The organism is Desulfovibrio sp. (assembly GCF_035644575.1).
In the GTDB taxonomy this organism is placed as follows: domain Bacteria; phylum Desulfobacterota; class Desulfovibrionia; order Desulfovibrionales; family Desulfovibrionaceae; genus Desulfovibrio.
This window is the reverse complement of sequence record NZ_DASQOG010000134.1, coordinates 1-14,626: the sequence shown is the minus strand read 5'-3', so window position 1 is coordinate 14,626 and position 14,626 is coordinate 1. Positions and strand designations below refer to the sequence as shown.

Here is a 14,626-nt window from a genome sequence, read left to right as displayed (position 1 = left end):
TACCGAATGACTGTTGGCAAACAGGCACAAAAAGCCCCTCGGTCATAGCATGTTGACCGAGGGGCTTTCAAAGCGAGTTACCGCAGCTTATTTGCTTTGGTAAATAATTTTTTCGGCCAGGCATTCCTGAATTTTGCCGTCCTTGCCCACCGTAAGGTTAAGCATTACTGCGGTGGTAAATTCAACATCGGTTGCATACAGTGAATAGAGCTTGCCTGCCTGCATGGTTTTGCCGCCTTCCAGCGGTTTGCTGTAAAACTTCATGTCTGCCAGCGTGGCATCTTTTATGGTTTTGCCTTCAAGTGCGCCACCGTTACAGGCCTTCATGGTGGCAATCACCTTTTCCCTCGATGTTTTTATGGCCGGGGCCTGTTCTGGCGCCCACACCGCAACAAAGGGCATGGGCGGCGGCGGTGGCGGCAACGTCGAGGGCTTGGGGGCATAGCTGACGCAGGCTGTGAGCATGCAAAAGATGCCAGCCAGCATGATTTGTATACGCATGTTGATTCCTTTATTCCGTTTTGGTGCGACAAGCGGTTATGTTGCCCTGCTCATTCAGCACAATGTTGAACCACGCACGAGCCTGCACTGTGGCCGAATAGCTGCGCCCATCCGCATACGAAAACACGCGTTTTTCAGCAAATTCCAGCACCATGGCGCACAACTGGCCAGTATACTGCGGCTGGCAAATGGCCTGATCTGATTGGGGAAAGGTTTGTAAAGCGCTACCCAAATAGGCTCCATCGCGGCATGCGTTGATTATTGGTTCGGCCTGCGCCTTGGTGCTTTTAATGGGGGCAAGCTCAGCAGGCCGCCATTGGGGAGCCGAAGTTATCACGCACGCCCCCAGCAGCACATAACAGAGGAATAGAATCAAGTTATGTCGCATTCGGGCTACTCCTTGGGCATTTTTGCTGCCAGAGTTCCTTCCTTGGGCTTTTTGCTGACTTGCACATGGTGACCATACGAGGCCTTGCAGTCATAGACCAGGCCCTTGGTATTGATGTAGAGATTTATCATGTAGTGGTAGTAGTTGGTGTCCTCTTTTGTTACCGAATGCCACGAATTTGTTTTTGAGTCGAATTCTTGGCCAAGGTACTCATGCGTTTCAGAGTCTATGAGTTCTGCCGCACAAATTCTGTTGTCGTTTTCGATTTTTTCGCAGCGCTGGCTCATTATGGGAAAGAGATTTTCTGGGCTAAAACCGCTGTAGTATCCGTTGTTGCACCTTTTGGCGATGTCTTCCATTTCTGGCGAGCCGCCATATTTATAGGGCGCACTCTTGGGAGCCCAGATTTCATCAGGATACTGCGTGGAGCCGCAGCCCGTAAGAAGCAGAAAAAACACTGTCAAAAGCCCACTATATCTGCCCATTATTACTTTCCTTTTAAAGAGGTAGCAGTAAAAACCGGATGCAAGATATACTGCAAGTGATGTGGAGAGTCGAGCAGTAGTGATAAATTTTTTCACCAAGTGAAATAATAGGTATGTTAAATTTGGATTATCAGCACAAATATTGCAATAAAATCAGCATATAATGTGCTGATGCAGGCGTGCTAGTATAAAAAATCATTCTTGCAGGAGAATATAGAGCCAGTAGTCTGATTTTGTTGGCGGCGTGTGGTTTGGAGCATGATGCCTGAGTATGGCATTCAAGAGGTCAAGAGTTCAATTCTCTTCAGCTCCACCATGTAAGTAAAAATGGTCAGGGGGGCCTTTGATGATTTTTGCAACGCTCTCGGGCTATGTGTTATCATCTATTTTGGTTGCTGTAACTTGCGCGAAAAACTTGAACACAACCTTAATGGAAATGCACATCAAAGCGCTTGCCATACGAACGCCCCTTACGGTTATGCAGGCAAACCATTTAAGTATGCGCAATGGCCCAAGAATCAGGCAGACAAAACACTACGGTTTCTGCCTTCGGCCTTTGCCTTGTACAGTGCAACATCAGCTTTTTTGAGCAGGTCTTCCGGATTTTGTTCCGATAGTGGGCGGCAAGCCGCAACCCCGGCGCTGAGCGTTGCCACAGAGCCCGCAATGGCCTTGTCGTGAGGGAAAGCCGCCTTTTCCACAGCCTCAATAATGCGCAGGGCAACCGCCTGGGCTTTATGGCCTTCAAGGCCAAGCAGGACAACCACAAACTCCTCACCGCCATAGCGGGCCACAAATTCGTGGTCGCTCCGGGTTACCTGTAGGAGAATCCGGGCGATGCAACGCAAACAGTCGTCCCCAACCTGATGCCCGTATTTGTCATTCAGGTCTTTGAACTTGTCCACATCCAAAAGAATAACGGCAACGAAAAGCGCATTTTCGCAGGCATTCTGCCAAGCCGATTGGTAAACACGGTCAAATTTGCGCCTGTTTGCCAGGCCCGTCAGGCCGTCAACATCACTTAATATTTTAAGTTTTTTATTGGCTTCTGCCAACTCGCTGGTGCGTTCCGCAACTCTGACTTCAAGCTGCGACCGTTCCTGAGCCAACGCTTCGCTCATGTTGTTGAAGGCATCCGCAAATTCCGCTAGTTCGCGGCTGTTTGGCAGCGCAATCCGTTCTCCCAGGTGTTCAGTGGGGTCAGCGGCAATTCGTTTGGCGATGTCTCTGGCCCGTTGCAGGGGGGCAAGGACAAGCAGGCTGAGAAGCCAGCCGGAAAGCACCAGAAATACGCACAAAAAACCCAGAAAATACAGTGATGACACTTGGGCGTTGCGATGGGCGGCCGCCAGAGGAGGAGCCAAGGGCACCTGAATGGAAATAGCTGAAATAATCTGCCCTTCAGACCAGCCAAAGCCTCTTGGCGTGCCGTAAAGGTCTACCAGCCCTGGGGGAGCGGTTTCGGGCGTGCGATGGCATTGCATGCAGGAGGAGGCCACGGGGAAAAAAGGGCACATGATGATATAATATGGATCGCCGTCCATATCCCGAATGCCTTGAAATCTTTTCAGGCTCCTGTCCGCGTTGAATTCCTGAATTTTTTGGGATTCAAAGACATCCGCTTCGTCCAGAGGATTGAGAGAATTTATGGTGCACAGTTTGATGCGGTACTGTTCCCCGCCTGAATCATTATACGCATTGTTGATGCTCCGCAGATTATAAATAGAAGACATAATGTCAGGATCAAATATTTGTTCAGGATTATTCTGTACCAATAGTAATACTTTTTTTCTTATCGTATACATGAAGCGATCAAGGATTGAACTATTCAAGATATAAATACTTTCAGCAGTGGCTTTCGCTTCATTAATTGAACGAATTTTCTCATTATTATATGTATTAATAATGTAGAGTGCAGCCGCAACAAAAAAAGTCAGCGCGAAACACAAAAAAATAAGAGTTTTGATGGATTTTTTCTTCATGCACATTTGAGCAAGTCTTGAGGTTGGCCTTCTGCACAATAGAGGAAGCATGGTTTATGCAAGCATGCCTTGCACAATGTCATACCATAAAAGCAACCGCTATTTCCAGCTCCCATTCAGGAACCCACAGATTATAAAAAAATCATTGCAGTAGCCATCTGGTCTTTTAAACATAGTCCGCGAGGTCCTCGTACATCAAGTCGGTAGCATCCGAACACAATGCAATGCCGAGATGCCTTCCACAAGTGAGCAATATTCCTGGCAGCAACGAGGCGACCTCCCGCCTGTTTACGCAGACACAGATCAGATGCAGCAGTTGGGCATAGCCCTTTGTAAAAATATGTGCTCAGTTATGACGTTATCTTGCAAGTGTGTGATGCCTTGCAAGCTGGTGTGCGCGGAAGCTGTTAGCCTCAAATACAAAGAGGGGCAGAGCGGCCCCCGAAAAATTACCGGATCAACCCGACTTTTCTGGTCAAAGAAAACATAGGAAGGCTCTGTTAAAAGATTGTTAATTGACTTGCGGGATTTTGCAATCGAAAAGTGGTCAGCGTTCCGCTGGTGTCAGAGGGCATATGAACGGGTAGTAACGCTTGCGCTCATCGCAACGCCGCAATCTGCGCGTCAAGGCCCATCCGGCGATCAATCCATAATGTTTCCCTTCATCATGGATGGCGGTCCGCCCGTTGATTAGTTGTCACAAATACCGACGTGAAGAATGCGGCTGATATTTAAGATTCGATTTATTGGCACAACACTGTCGGGAAAACTGCCTGTCGAAAGGGCTGACCCACGTCTTTGGTATAGAGCCATGAAATCTGATTGGGATATACAAAATGCATCGAAATGTATCAAAAAGGACGAAAAATATACATTTAATAGCCTGATTTCATTGGTGGTGTTAGGTTTTTGGCATGATGCCTTAGTATGGCATTCAAGAGGTCAAGAGTTCAATTCTCTTCAGCTCCACCATGTAGGTAATTAAAACCCCCGATCATTGAAAAATGGTCCGGGTTTTTTTGTGCAATGCACGCTATCAGGCAATAAATATTCCATTGCGTTGCAAATGTGAGTTCCATAATTTGTCTGGGAAGCCGATAACCATTGGCAACCACCTTCAACGTTTCCACAGAACAACAAGAGCAAACTACACTTTCTTTGCTCACCCTGTGGTTTAGCGACCTATGCAGAACAAAAAAATGGGGAATAGCATGCCAGATCCAGCAGACACACAAGCACAAGGGTCAACCTTCTTGCGGGCACATTGGCCTGTAATCGTTCCGCTGATCATCGCATTTTTGGGCTGGTGGCTGCTCATGCGGGAAACCACGTCTGCGGTGGTTATGATCACGGGCATGGCTGGAATGCTTGTTTGTCTGCCGTTGTTTAAGCAGGAAAAGAATCCGTGGCTCTATGTTGCGGCGCTCGTTTTATGCTCCACAGGTACGCTTGTGGATGCAAAACACCTCACTGACGTCATGGGGCTTGAATGGCTGCCAAGACGAACCGCTGCGATGATATCCCTTTCTGTGCAGGGATTTGTAGCCTCATTTGTATATTTGTCGCTGCATCTGTATGTTTTTAGGCTGAAAGGGCGGTCGGAGCTGCTTGCAAAAATTCCCCCATGCATATTGTTTATGATTGCGGCTCTGTACCCTGCTGTTGCACTTTGCTGGCTGTTTCTTGCAGCCATCGGCCTTGCGCCGCTCTGCTAGATAAGGACACAGCCCCCCAATTTGCCCCTAAACGCTAGTGCTACACCTAGCGGTGCAATCGGAATTGTGTGCCAGCAGGATCACAAATCGCCGCTTAAGCCCACGGTGCTGGTCATACAAAAAAAGACCGCCCTTAGCGCCCTACTACCTCAAACTTGCGCAAAACGATCAAGTGAGCATCAACAGGGTGCTGGTGCCCTCTGAGCTGGAGAGCATAAGGAACAGCAAATTTTTACCGCATGTTTCTTGACGGATAGGGACGAGAGGGGAATCATGGGTGACGAGGGGAAAATGAGCGCAGGAGTCTTGGCCGCTCTGCTGCGTGATGCGCGGTAGGAGCGCTTGCATGGCATTCAAGAGGTCAAGAGTTCAATTCTCTTCAGCTCCACCAGATAGGTAATCAAAACCCCCGACCATCTTTCGATGATCGGTTTTTTTGCGTTTTGCTTACGTTTAGTTATGGAGGATGTACACCAAAGACGGGGCAACCCCCTTCATTTGAATTGACACCAATAAAGAAAACCACAATCATCACATAATCAATAACAGCTGCATTGTTTTAGGTTGCGGGCCACGCTCAACAACCATCCCAAACAGGATTACAAATGACACACCCAACAGGCGCACAGATAGAAACGAAGAAATCAGCCTTCTGGCAGGCGCACTGGCCGGTTATTGTAACGTTGTTGCTTGCATATCTGGGCTGGCTGCTATTCTTGCAGGAGCGTACCTCAGCTATTGTCATGGCCGTGGGCACTGTTGGAATGATTGTGTTTCTGGCTCTGTTTAAAATGGAAAAGAATCTGTGGCTGTATATTGCAACATTACTTTTATGTTGTGCTGATACAATAATTGACGATCAATATGCTATTAGCCTTACGGGGCTTGGGTGGCTGCCAAAGTGGACATCTGGCATAATTCTCATTTCTGTGCAAGGAGCCGTATTTTCATTTATCTGCATATTGCTATTGCAGTTGTTTGTTTTCAGGCAGCAAGGCAGTGCTGTTCTTCTGGTCAAGGTTCCTCTGTGCCTGATGTTTATGATTGCTGCTCTATACCATGCATTTATACTTTGCTGGCTGATTTTGGCTGTTTTCGGGCTTGCGCCTTTCGACTAGGCAATGGCTCTTATAAAGACGGAGGCTTTACGGCCCCCCAAAAGAACTAGTCATAAGCAAAATAGCCCCCGACCATTTCGCGAAGATCGGGGGCACTTTATTTATTGTTAGTACGTTATTTTGAAATAGCCATCTTAATTATCATGCATTAGACAGCCATTTAAAGTTTCTGCTGATTGAGTCCAATCCTAAGCAATTGTCTTCTGTGCATTAGGGCAGCACAAGCGGTTTTTCTCTGGTTTCGTATAGTTGAGCCTGCTGGAGAACTTCGGCAAAGTAGTGCTGGCAGTTGTAGGTCGTTATCTTGTAGATAAAGGGGTTATATTCCTGGCTGAATCGTTCCAATATTTTCCGTTCTTTCCATGCGTTATCAATATCAGCTTTTGCCCGGTCAATATATTCCTTGCGGTACTTGGGGGCTTCGACTTGATAGTTGTTTAAGTCTGGCAGTGATTCAGAGAAAACGCCACCCAGAGTCAGGCCAAAATTGCTGCCCTCGCTGCCAACAAAGTGCATATGTTCAACATGCAGGTCAGTTCCAGGCGCTCTTTCTCCATACCGTCTTGATAATGCGTGAGATTCGAGTGGCCTAACCCCCATGCGATAATAGGGAACTGCCGCATCCACGTCTTGCGAATACTGCTGTAAAGTAGAATGGTCGCCCTGAGCGTGTTTTTTTACAACGTCTGCAACGCTGGCCGGGTACATGCGCTCTTCTAGCGGAGCATTTAGCGAAACAGGCATGGGGGCCTCAAGTGCTGCCTGCTGCTGCGAGGGTATGGTTGCTGCTGTTGCAGAACCTTTAAAGGTGAATTGCCCGTTGCTCAAACGCGGCTGATCTGAAACGTCGTGCCCCATGTTTCTGGTGCTAAAATTGTTCCCTGCCATGTTCTCTCCTTAAAGGGTTTGGAGGAGATATAGCAGATGCGGGCGTTTATGTAATACTGAAACGTTTCAGTCGTTTTTTGTTCTTTTCAGTTTGGAAAGAGGGGAAGCTGCTGATAAAAAAATATAAAATTTTCAGGTTGTTATGGTATCGCATGAAGGTCGCGGAGGGCGTATCTGCCGAAATTTTTTTAAAAATCACCAAAAAAATATTTTTTATTTTTTTCCAAAATTTGAGCGTGCCCCAAAGTAGAGCACATGAACAGTTATTGAGGGTTCACATGACGTTTCCAACAAGCGCGGAAATGAAGGCGAATATGTTAGTTGGCTGGAAAGAATACTGGCCTATTTTCATCACGTTGATTTTTACATTTCTGGGGTGGCTCGCGTTTTCCAGAAATGATGGCTTATTTATTCAGGGAATTTGTGCTGTTGGAGTAATAATTTTTTTGCCGCTTTTTAAAATGCATAAAAATATGTGGTTTTATGTAGCTGCCTTTTTTTTGGGTGGAGCAGGCGAAATCTGGCCAGAAGGTACCCAGTGGGGCACTGCCTTCATGGGATTTGAAGGATTGAATATATGGACGGCCCGTACGGTCATTATTCCCGTTCAGGGGGCTGTGGCGTCTTTTGTCCTTGCACTGCTACTATACCTGTGTGTTTTTAGGTTACGGGGTAGCGCCGCTTTGCTGTTCAAGGTGCCAATTTGCATGCTGTTTTTGCTCGCGGCCGTGGCTCCCGTAACCTTCTTTCTTTGGCTACTTGGGCTCACCGGGATGTTGGGGCCACTATAATGGCACATTTTCAGGTGTAATCAGTGGCAAGGCGTACGCTCGTGAATGAGTGCCACAACGCAGAGGTGTTTACATTGCATTCCTGACAAGTGCGGAAAAAAAGTAAAAATTCTTGGTTTGGTGGGGCGCACAGCCCATCATCATTTTGATTCTTACATATTGTGGCGGGCTGAAAAGGCGGACGATGGGCCTAGCTGTTAAGGGCGGGGACGCTATGCCCGTCCTTGGTGTAGACCCGTATATCCGCCATAACTAAACGTGAGCAAAACGAAAAACCCCCGACCATCTTCCGATGATCGGGGGTTTTGATTACCTATCTGGTGGAGCTGAAGAGAATTGAACTCTTGACCTCTTGAATGCCATTCAAGCGCTCTCCCAACTGAGCTACAGCCCCATGAGGAATTTGGAATTATACCTTTTCGCCGTGGGGTGCAAGTATTTATTTCATCTAGTCAAAAGAAAATGCCGAGAGCGGCGCGCCCATAGCTCTCCCGTGCCAGGCAAGCTTGCCCTGCGCAGATCCGGCAGCCCCTGCAATCACCATGAGCGGGATCAGATGCTCCTCGCGCGGGTGGGCAAAGCGCGCGCCGGGGGCCTTTTCCCATTCCGCAAGGGCGGCGTTGCGCATGGCGGCATTGGGGTTACGCACGGCATCCGTCAGCCAGTTGTCAAAAATATCCGCCCCTTCAATGGGCGTGTTATCCCCGTAGCGGAAGGCCCGCATGTTGTGAAAGCTCATGCCGCTGCCCACAAACAGCACACCTTCTTCACGCAACGGAGCCAGCGCCCGCCCCAGCGCCAGATGCTCCAGCGGATCAAGCCCCCGCCGCAGCGATATTTGCAGCGTGGGCATCTGCGCCTCTGGGTACATCAACAGGCCCGGCACAAACACGCCGTGGTCAAAGTCGCGCGTAGTGTCCTCTGCCAGCGGCAATCCAGCCGAGCGCATGCACTGGCGTACCCGGTCAAACAGTTCCGGCGCTGGCGGCGCAGGCCACTGCAACTCATAGGTATGCGGCGGAAAGTCATAATAATCGTAATACAGACCGGGGGTTCGCGTGGTCAGCAGGGTAAATTCCGGCTGCTCCCAATGGGCGGAGAATACAATCTGCGCCTTGGGCTGTTGCGGCAAGGTCGCGGGGATGGAGCGCATCCAGCCGCCAAGGGCATTCCATGTGTCGGGCGGCATCCAGTCCATAAAAAAGCAGGGGCCGCCGCCGTGGGGGATGTAAAATGCGGGCATGGTCATGATGCGCCTCGCAGGTGGGTGTGGGTGCCACAAAATTAGCTTGAGGAGGGAAGATACAGCAAGCAGCGTAGCGCCAAATTCTGGTGGGGCCAAGAGCCTCAAAGCGTCATTATCAGATAAATTTGGGGGCAGACAAATTTTTGATGGGGAGGCCAGGCACATAATGAAGGCGGGCATTCCGCAGAATACCCGCCTGTGCGTGTAGTCATGTTCGCGCACAGTGCCCGTTAGCCATCCACGCGCCACGCGCCGCGCCCAGTTATCCGAAGCCAGAGGCACAGCACACCGAGCAGCACGGCAAAGCCCAGATGCACAAGGTCAATAAAGGTCGTCATGCCCGGCGAAAACGTGATGGAAGGCAGATTTTTGGCAACGCGGGCCATGCCGCTCAGCACCACAACGCCAAGCACCGCCAGCCGCACCTTGCCCCAGTAGGCAAGGCGGCCCCGCAGCCTGCCGCGCACCTGCAAGGTCAGCCAATACAGGCCCAACGCCAGCAGCAGGGCAGCCAGAACATAATGGACATTCAGTGTGGTGTAAAAATCACCTGTCCATGTAAGACCGGGAATTTTGGCAATGCCGTAGCGGCTTGCCACGGGCAGTTGCATCATGCCCGTAAAGCCGAGCAGCAGGGCCACTGCCACCCACAGCTTCTTGAGTACGCTGCCAGAGAGGGCGGCTTCAGCCTTGGGATCATGCAACGCGCCCTGAGGGCGGGCCTGCGCTTGGTTCCGGCTTGGGGTTTGCCCCTGGCGTGCGGCGTTCACCAGCGCCCCTGCCACGCCCACCAGCGGCGCAGTCATCAGCATGCGGGTGAGGTTGCCAGCCTGCGCCATGGAGTCCGCCACCGGGGCAAAGGTAGGCTTGCCGGGGCCGGGTTTGGCCTGCGCTGCCAGTTCGGAAAAGGGCACGGGCGACAGATAAAAAGTATTGGTGCCGCCGTTTTCCGTCACGCCATAAAGGTACGCGCCGCGCTCCTGCGCCAGCTTGCGGGCCTGCGCCAGAATTTCATCGCGCGGGCCGATGGTCTGCACCTGCTGGGGGCAAACCTCCACACAGGCGGGCAGTTGGCCATGGGCAAAGCTGTCTGCGCAGCGGTCGCACTTGTACATGATGCCATTGCCGGCAAAGCGCGGCATGAGGTCAAGATACAGCCCCACGCCCGATTGCCGCTGCGGTATGTGCCAGGGGCAGACCGTGCGGCATTTTGCCCCGCCAAGACAGGTCTGGCTGTCAATGCTCACAGTGCCGGTTTCTGGCTGGCGGCTGGCAGCGCCCCAGGGGCAAAGGTTGGCGCAGGGCGGGTTTGTGCAGTGCAGGCAGCGGCGGGGAATGTGCAGTTCAAGCGGCGCGCCGTCCTTCTGCACGGTAACGCTCTCAATATACAGCCAGTTATAGGGCGTGAGCCTGTCGTCCACATCGCGTTTGCCAGACCAGTCCTCGTCCTTGGTCCCTGGCGGAAACATGACCGGCAGGGGCTTTTTGACTTTTGGATAACGGCTCCCGTTGCGCTCGTGGCATCCCTCAACGCACTGGCCACAGCCGATGCATTTTTCAATGTCGAGCAATGTTGCGTATTCCACGTGCGGAACAGATGCGCTTGCGCCCGTTGTTTCGGCCTGGGCATCCAGCCCCGCAGCGGCAATGCCTGCCGCAGAGGCCGCTCCCACCAGAAAATTACGTCGGGTCAGTGCCATATATGCTCCCTTATCGGCATATGCCGGCGCAAGGGTGCAGCCGAATTGCCGATTATTACGATTCATTCGCAATATGACATATTCCGAAAAAGAGTGCAATTTATAGCATACTTTTATGGTGTGGTTTGCGGCCGAAACAGGCAGGGGGAAAAGCTGGGGGAAAAGCTGGGGGAAATGAAAGAAAGGCAGGCCCGAAAATCAGGCCCAAGGGCTTGGGAAATCAGGCCGAATAGGCCGCAAAGGGAAGCTATTTTTCGCGGGGCAGCACGGGCACATAGACGTCGTGGGTGCCGGACTGAAAAAAGCGGCTGTCGTAGCGCTCAAAGCAGGGCTTGTCTGCCAGAACGGTGCAGCCCTCCGGCGTTTGTGGCCATTCGTCATACATGTAGTCGTATGCTTCCTGAAGCATGCCAGCGGCGGGGATGCGGCAACAGGCATAAAGACCGCCCGGCAGGGTTACCGCGTCCATGCCAGCGGGCGGCGCGGCAAGTTCCGGGGCTTCCATCGCAGCCCAGTAATCAAAAGCCAGCCCTGCATGGTCAGTAAATAAAGAAAGCCCGTAAGAAGGCCCCTGATAGGTATTGCTGGGCTTGCCGCTCAGCTCTGGCATGCGGGGGGTAAAGACCTCATTCCACAGCCGGGGGCATTCCTGCGGGGCCTTGTGCAGGGTTGTGTGGATGCGCACACCGAAAAGGCGGACACTGTGGTGCTGCAACACCACAACGGCAAAAGGCATTGGCATGAGCGCTCCTCGGCAGGTCAGATCACAGGGCAACAGTTTCCGGCCGCAGGGGTGAAATGACGTCAGTCTCCCACATGCGCCGGGCAGCCGTTTTGCATGTACCAGTTATGTTTACATGTCAACCGGTATACCAATGTGATGAAATCGCCATAAGCATATATTATGCTGAATTATATTTAGAATTAGTGAATGATAATTTCTAATTAATAGTGATTTGCTTGCAAAAGAGAAACGTGCAGCGCATCCATGCCGCTGACCTGACCACAGGCCACTTCGCTGCTATGGTTCACGTGGACAGCGTCCCCTGCTCCCAGTAGCGTGAGTCATGCTGTAAACCCTTAGTCTGGCGCAAGCGCGCCGCAAGCAGGAGCCGCCATGCACCATGCACCTATATTTCCACGCTATACCCGGCGCGCATTTTGCTCCTTGGCGCTGGGAACCTGCGCCGCTCTGCTGCTGCCCTGTTCCTGCCTAGCCTCCATTGCTCAGGGTGTCGGCAAGCCGGTGAGCGATGAGGCCCTCAAGGCCGAATTTGCAGGTATGTGCGCCGGTGCGGAGCAGATGCTCGCCGGGCAGAGGCCAGCAGAGGATTTGCGCGCCATGTTTGCCCAGGCAAGGCAGGCCCATGCCCGGCTGTTGCCTCTGCCGGATATCGGCGGGCCGGAGAACCTGACCTATCCCAGCTTTCTTGTAGGGCCGCAGTATGCGGCGCTGTACACTGCCATGCGCGAGCACGGATTCAGCGCCAGGGATGTGGGCAAGCTTGTGTACGATCTGGCGGTCTACAGTTTTGAGGAACAGAAGGAAGCGTACCGCGCCAACGGGCAGCGTTTTTTTACGCCGGAGTATTTTACCCTGTTGCAGGGCTGGGCCATACGCAGCCAGCAGCGGCGCTACCCAATGGACTGGGTGCAGACGGTATTTCGGGGAGATGGGCGCGATTTCGATATTGGTGTAAACTACACGGAATGCGGGCTGATGAAGTATTTTGCCTCGCTGGGCATGCCAGAGCTGGCTCCTTATCCCTGCCGGGTGGACTTTCCAACCGCAAGGGCGGAGGGCACGGGCCTTGCGCGCACCTCAACACTGGCTGAGGGCGGCAAGGTATGCGACTTCCGCTACAAGCAGGGGCGGGAAACAACCCAGGGCTGGGGCATTGCGTGACGCGGCTGTTGCGCGGCGGCCTTGCAGCCATGCCGCGCACAGTCGTCAGCAGTTTTTGACCGCCAGCACGTCCTTTTCAACCAGCTTGCGCATGGTTTCCGCACAGCGAAAAATATCCCTGCCCACAATGTCTGCTTCTTCAAGCAGCGTGGTTTCGCCATCGGCATAGGCCAGCAGATCCATCATCAGATTGACCTGTTCCGTACAGGAAGTTTTTGTGCTCAGCGTGGGGTAGAGACCGCGCTTGCCCAACTGCGGTTCGCACAGCACACGCGGCTCGTAGGTGACGTTTTCTTCCAGCGCTTCAAGGATGCGCGTCATGATGTTCACGCTGCCTTCAAGCCCCTTTTGCGTAACAAGCGAACAGTCGTCCAGCGAGGTGTGGTACTCGGGGTAGACGTGGTATTTGCTGCGCATGACGCTGCACAGGGGCAGGTCGATGCCGGGCGCGCAGTACTGGCGCTCGTCGCTCTCGCGGTCAAGAAACGTGTAGCGGATAAAATCGGGCGCAAAGTGGCGCAGCACGTGCAGAGCGGCCTTGTCGGCCAGGGTGTTGCCCTTGCGGCTGGGCAGATAGGAATAAGCCCGTTCATCGCCCATGCAGGTGAGGTTGAAGCCCGCCACCACATTGCGGCGCAAGGCCTCGTGGTTGCGGCTCAGATAGGTGATGGAGCCGATGGTTTCGGGCACAAAGGCAAAACGGTAGGTGTAGCGGCGCGGGCGCTGCGCCACCCACTGCGCAAGGGCCGTGGCCACCACCGGGCCGGAAAGCTCGTTGTTGGCCATGGATGGATGGCAGATGTAGGTGGAAAGAAAAATTTCTTTTTCGCTCTGGCCGGGAATCACAAGGTCGCCGTATGTCAGATGCCCCGGAGCCAGGGTGGAATCTATGGAGGCATGGTACGTGCCGGGGGCCAGGTTTTGCCGCTCATCGTGCTTGATGCAGAAGCCCCAGCGCCGGGCATAGTATGATGTGATGTAAGGAATGGCATTGGGCATCTCGGGCAGGGAATGCAAATGATTTTGCAGATCCTCCAGCGAAATGTCGCAGTCAACGGGCTCGGAATACCCCATCACATGCAGATTGGTGTCGGCAAAGTCGGCAATCACTTCGCCCGATGGACCGGTCAGCCGCGCGCCCCTGATGTTCCATTCGTCCGGCACAGTCCAGTCAAAAACCTTGGATCCAGACGGCACCTCAAAGGTGCGTAATCCCGGTAATTCTTCCTGCAACATGCGCAACGTCTGCCGCACTCCGTTGCCCGTAATACTGCGGCATATAGGAAAAAGAGTGCGAAGAAAGTCGTGGAAGCTCGTCATTATCCTTCCTTATGTTGGCATCGCGTGAGGCAGTAATTCCCAAAAGGGGCACTAACCCTGAGCACCGAATTCCAAGGGGGGGAATTTTTCGGCGGCAATGCCTGTCGCGAGCTTGCTTATGGCGACTAAGGCGCGCAGTCAAGCAGCAATTTTCTGTAAAACGGAAAAAAGATGCCCGCTGCCCCCATACAGGGCTTTTGTTCCCGGTCATCGCGCAGGCCAGAACTGCCATTATGGCCGCGCGTGTGGAGCTTCAACGGCAGCACGGGCCAAGCGGGAGCCAGCGCGCCTTTTTAAGGTTAGCATTTAGTTTGCGCGTAGAAAAGCCCCAGGGTGGGCGCGCAAAACGTCCTTTTCCGCCATCAACAATACTGGTATGCAAAAAGTGCTCGCGCAATGCAAGCAACTATAAGTAAAATCAGCTAGATTTTGGAGACCCCATGCCTCATATCAGCCTTACCGAAGCACAAAAAATGGGCGAAGACATTTTGCAGGCCCACAAGGTCGGGCAGCGAAATGCCCAATTGACCATCGCCTCGCTCCTGCGGGCAGAAATGGAAGGCCTGCCCTCGCACGGATTTTCGCG

At 52.4% G+C, this 14,626-nt stretch carries 13 protein-coding genes and 1 tRNA gene; 4 read left to right on the top strand and 10 right to left on the bottom strand.

Annotated elements, in window-relative coordinates:
- Window positions 1-87 precede the first annotated feature (87 nt).
- From VEZ52_RS07710 to VEZ52_RS07695, 4 genes are all read right to left on the bottom strand, one after another.
- Window positions 88-501 (bottom strand): hypothetical protein, encoded by a 414-nt coding sequence (locus VEZ52_RS07710; RefSeq protein WP_324836310.1) that lies wholly within the window; start codon window positions 499-501, stop codon window positions 88-90.
- Between the two features lie 10 nt (window positions 502-511).
- Window positions 512-889 (bottom strand): hypothetical protein, encoded by a 378-nt coding sequence (locus VEZ52_RS07705; RefSeq protein ID WP_324836309.1) that lies wholly within the window; start codon window positions 887-889, stop codon window positions 512-514.
- 5 nt (window positions 890-894) lie between these two features.
- Complete coding sequence (locus VEZ52_RS07700) at window positions 895-1,374, bottom strand: hypothetical protein (protein ID WP_324836308.1); 480 nt, start codon at window positions 1,372-1,374, stop codon at window positions 895-897.
- Window positions 1,375-1,892: 518 nt separating this feature from the next.
- Complete coding sequence (locus tag VEZ52_RS07695; RefSeq protein ID WP_324836307.1) at window positions 1,893-3,356, bottom strand: diguanylate cyclase domain-containing protein; 1,464 nt, start codon at window positions 3,354-3,356, stop codon at window positions 1,893-1,895.
- 1,184 nt (window positions 3,357-4,540) lie between these two features.
- Here VEZ52_RS07695 and VEZ52_RS07690 point away from each other — a divergent pair.
- Complete coding sequence (locus VEZ52_RS07690; protein WP_324836306.1) at window positions 4,541-5,071, top strand: hypothetical protein; 531 nt, start codon at window positions 4,541-4,543, stop codon at window positions 5,069-5,071.
- 605 nt (window positions 5,072-5,676) lie between these two features.
- Window positions 5,677-6,189: a hypothetical protein gene (locus VEZ52_RS07685; RefSeq protein WP_324836305.1), complete on the top strand. Its 513-nt coding sequence runs from the start codon at window positions 5,677-5,679 to the stop codon at window positions 6,187-6,189.
- A 210-nt stretch (window positions 6,190-6,399) separates the two neighbouring features.
- Here the strand turns inward: VEZ52_RS07685 and VEZ52_RS07680 are convergent, their stop codons facing one another.
- Window positions 6,400-7,077, bottom strand: a complete 678-nt coding sequence (locus tag VEZ52_RS07680) for a hypothetical protein (RefSeq protein WP_324836304.1) — start codon at window positions 7,075-7,077, stop codon at window positions 6,400-6,402.
- Window positions 7,078-7,229: 152 nt separating this feature from the next.
- On the opposite strand from VEZ52_RS07680, the gene VEZ52_RS07675 reads away from it, so the two are divergent.
- Window positions 7,230-7,868: a hypothetical protein gene (locus VEZ52_RS07675; protein WP_324836303.1), complete on the top strand. Its 639-nt coding sequence runs from the start codon at window positions 7,230-7,232 to the stop codon at window positions 7,866-7,868.
- A gap of 318 nt (window positions 7,869-8,186) precedes the next feature.
- Here the strand turns inward: VEZ52_RS07675 and VEZ52_RS07670 are convergent.
- The 4 genes from VEZ52_RS07670 to VEZ52_RS07655 all read right to left on the bottom strand — a co-directional run bounded on the left by VEZ52_RS07670 (window position 8,187) and on the right by VEZ52_RS07655 (window position 11,556).
- Window positions 8,187-8,262: transfer RNA gene (locus VEZ52_RS07670), tRNA-Ala, on the bottom strand.
- 54 nt (window positions 8,263-8,316) lie between these two features.
- A complete protein-coding gene (locus VEZ52_RS07665) occupies window positions 8,317-9,117 on the bottom strand; it encodes a class III extradiol ring-cleavage dioxygenase (protein WP_324836302.1) in 801 nt (266 codons plus the stop codon).
- Between the two features lie 227 nt (window positions 9,118-9,344).
- Window positions 9,345-10,814 carry a 4Fe-4S dicluster domain-containing protein gene (locus VEZ52_RS07660; RefSeq protein ID WP_324836301.1) on the bottom strand — a complete coding sequence of 490 codons (1,470 nt, stop codon included), beginning with the start codon at window positions 10,812-10,814 and terminating at the stop codon, window positions 9,345-9,347.
- A 247-nt stretch (window positions 10,815-11,061) separates the two neighbouring features.
- On the bottom strand, window positions 11,062-11,556 hold the full coding sequence (locus tag VEZ52_RS07655) for a GyrI-like domain-containing protein (protein ID WP_324836300.1): 495 nt from the start codon (window positions 11,554-11,556) through the stop codon (window positions 11,062-11,064).
- A 375-nt stretch (window positions 11,557-11,931) separates the two neighbouring features.
- Between VEZ52_RS07655 and VEZ52_RS07650 the strand changes: the two genes are divergently transcribed.
- A complete protein-coding gene (locus VEZ52_RS07650; RefSeq protein ID WP_324836299.1) occupies window positions 11,932-12,720 on the top strand; it encodes an L-2-amino-thiazoline-4-carboxylic acid hydrolase in 789 nt (262 codons plus the stop codon).
- Between the two features lie 45 nt (window positions 12,721-12,765).
- On the opposite strand, the gene VEZ52_RS07645 is transcribed toward VEZ52_RS07650, so the two are convergent.
- Window positions 12,766-14,040 carry a DUF4910 domain-containing protein gene (locus VEZ52_RS07645; RefSeq protein WP_324836298.1) on the bottom strand — a complete coding sequence of 425 codons (1,275 nt, stop codon included), beginning with the start codon at window positions 14,038-14,040 and terminating at the stop codon, window positions 12,766-12,768.
- Between the last annotated feature and the right edge of the window lie 586 nt (window positions 14,041-14,626).

Bases quoted from the DNA above. Each gene is read 5' to 3' on its own strand.
- VEZ52_RS07710 (WP_324836310.1), bottom strand. From the start codon at position 501: ATGCGTATACAAATCATGCTGGCTGGCATCTTTTGCATGCTCACAGCC.
- VEZ52_RS07705 (WP_324836309.1), bottom strand. From the start codon at position 889: ATGCGACATAACTTGATTCTATTCCTCTGTTATGTGCTGCTGGGGGCG.
- VEZ52_RS07700 (WP_324836308.1), bottom strand. From the start codon at position 1,374: ATGGGCAGATATAGTGGGCTTTTGACAGTGTTTTTTCTGCTTCTTACG.
- VEZ52_RS07695 (WP_324836307.1), bottom strand. From the start codon at position 3,356: ATGAAGAAAAAATCCATCAAAACTCTTATTTTTTTGTGTTTCGCGCTG.
- VEZ52_RS07690 (WP_324836306.1), top strand. From the start codon at position 4,541: ATGCAGAACAAAAAAATGGGGAATAGCATGCCAGATCCAGCAGACACA.
- VEZ52_RS07685 (WP_324836305.1), top strand. From the start codon at position 5,677: ATGACACACCCAACAGGCGCACAGATAGAAACGAAGAAATCAGCCTTC.
- VEZ52_RS07680 (WP_324836304.1), bottom strand. From the start codon at position 7,077: ATGGCAGGGAACAATTTTAGCACCAGAAACATGGGGCACGACGTTTCA.
- VEZ52_RS07675 (WP_324836303.1), top strand. From the start codon at position 7,230: ATGAAGGTCGCGGAGGGCGTATCTGCCGAAATTTTTTTAAAAATCACC.
- VEZ52_RS07665 (WP_324836302.1), bottom strand. From the start codon at position 9,117: ATGACCATGCCCGCATTTTACATCCCCCACGGCGGCGGCCCCTGCTTT.
- VEZ52_RS07660 (WP_324836301.1), bottom strand. From the start codon at position 10,814: ATGGCACTGACCCGACGTAATTTTCTGGTGGGAGCGGCCTCTGCGGCA.
- VEZ52_RS07655 (WP_324836300.1), bottom strand. From the start codon at position 11,556: ATGCCAATGCCTTTTGCCGTTGTGGTGTTGCAGCACCACAGTGTCCGC.
- VEZ52_RS07650 (WP_324836299.1), top strand. From the start codon at position 11,932: ATGCACCATGCACCTATATTTCCACGCTATACCCGGCGCGCATTTTGC.
- VEZ52_RS07645 (WP_324836298.1), bottom strand. From the start codon at position 14,040: ATGACGAGCTTCCACGACTTTCTTCGCACTCTTTTTCCTATATGCCGC.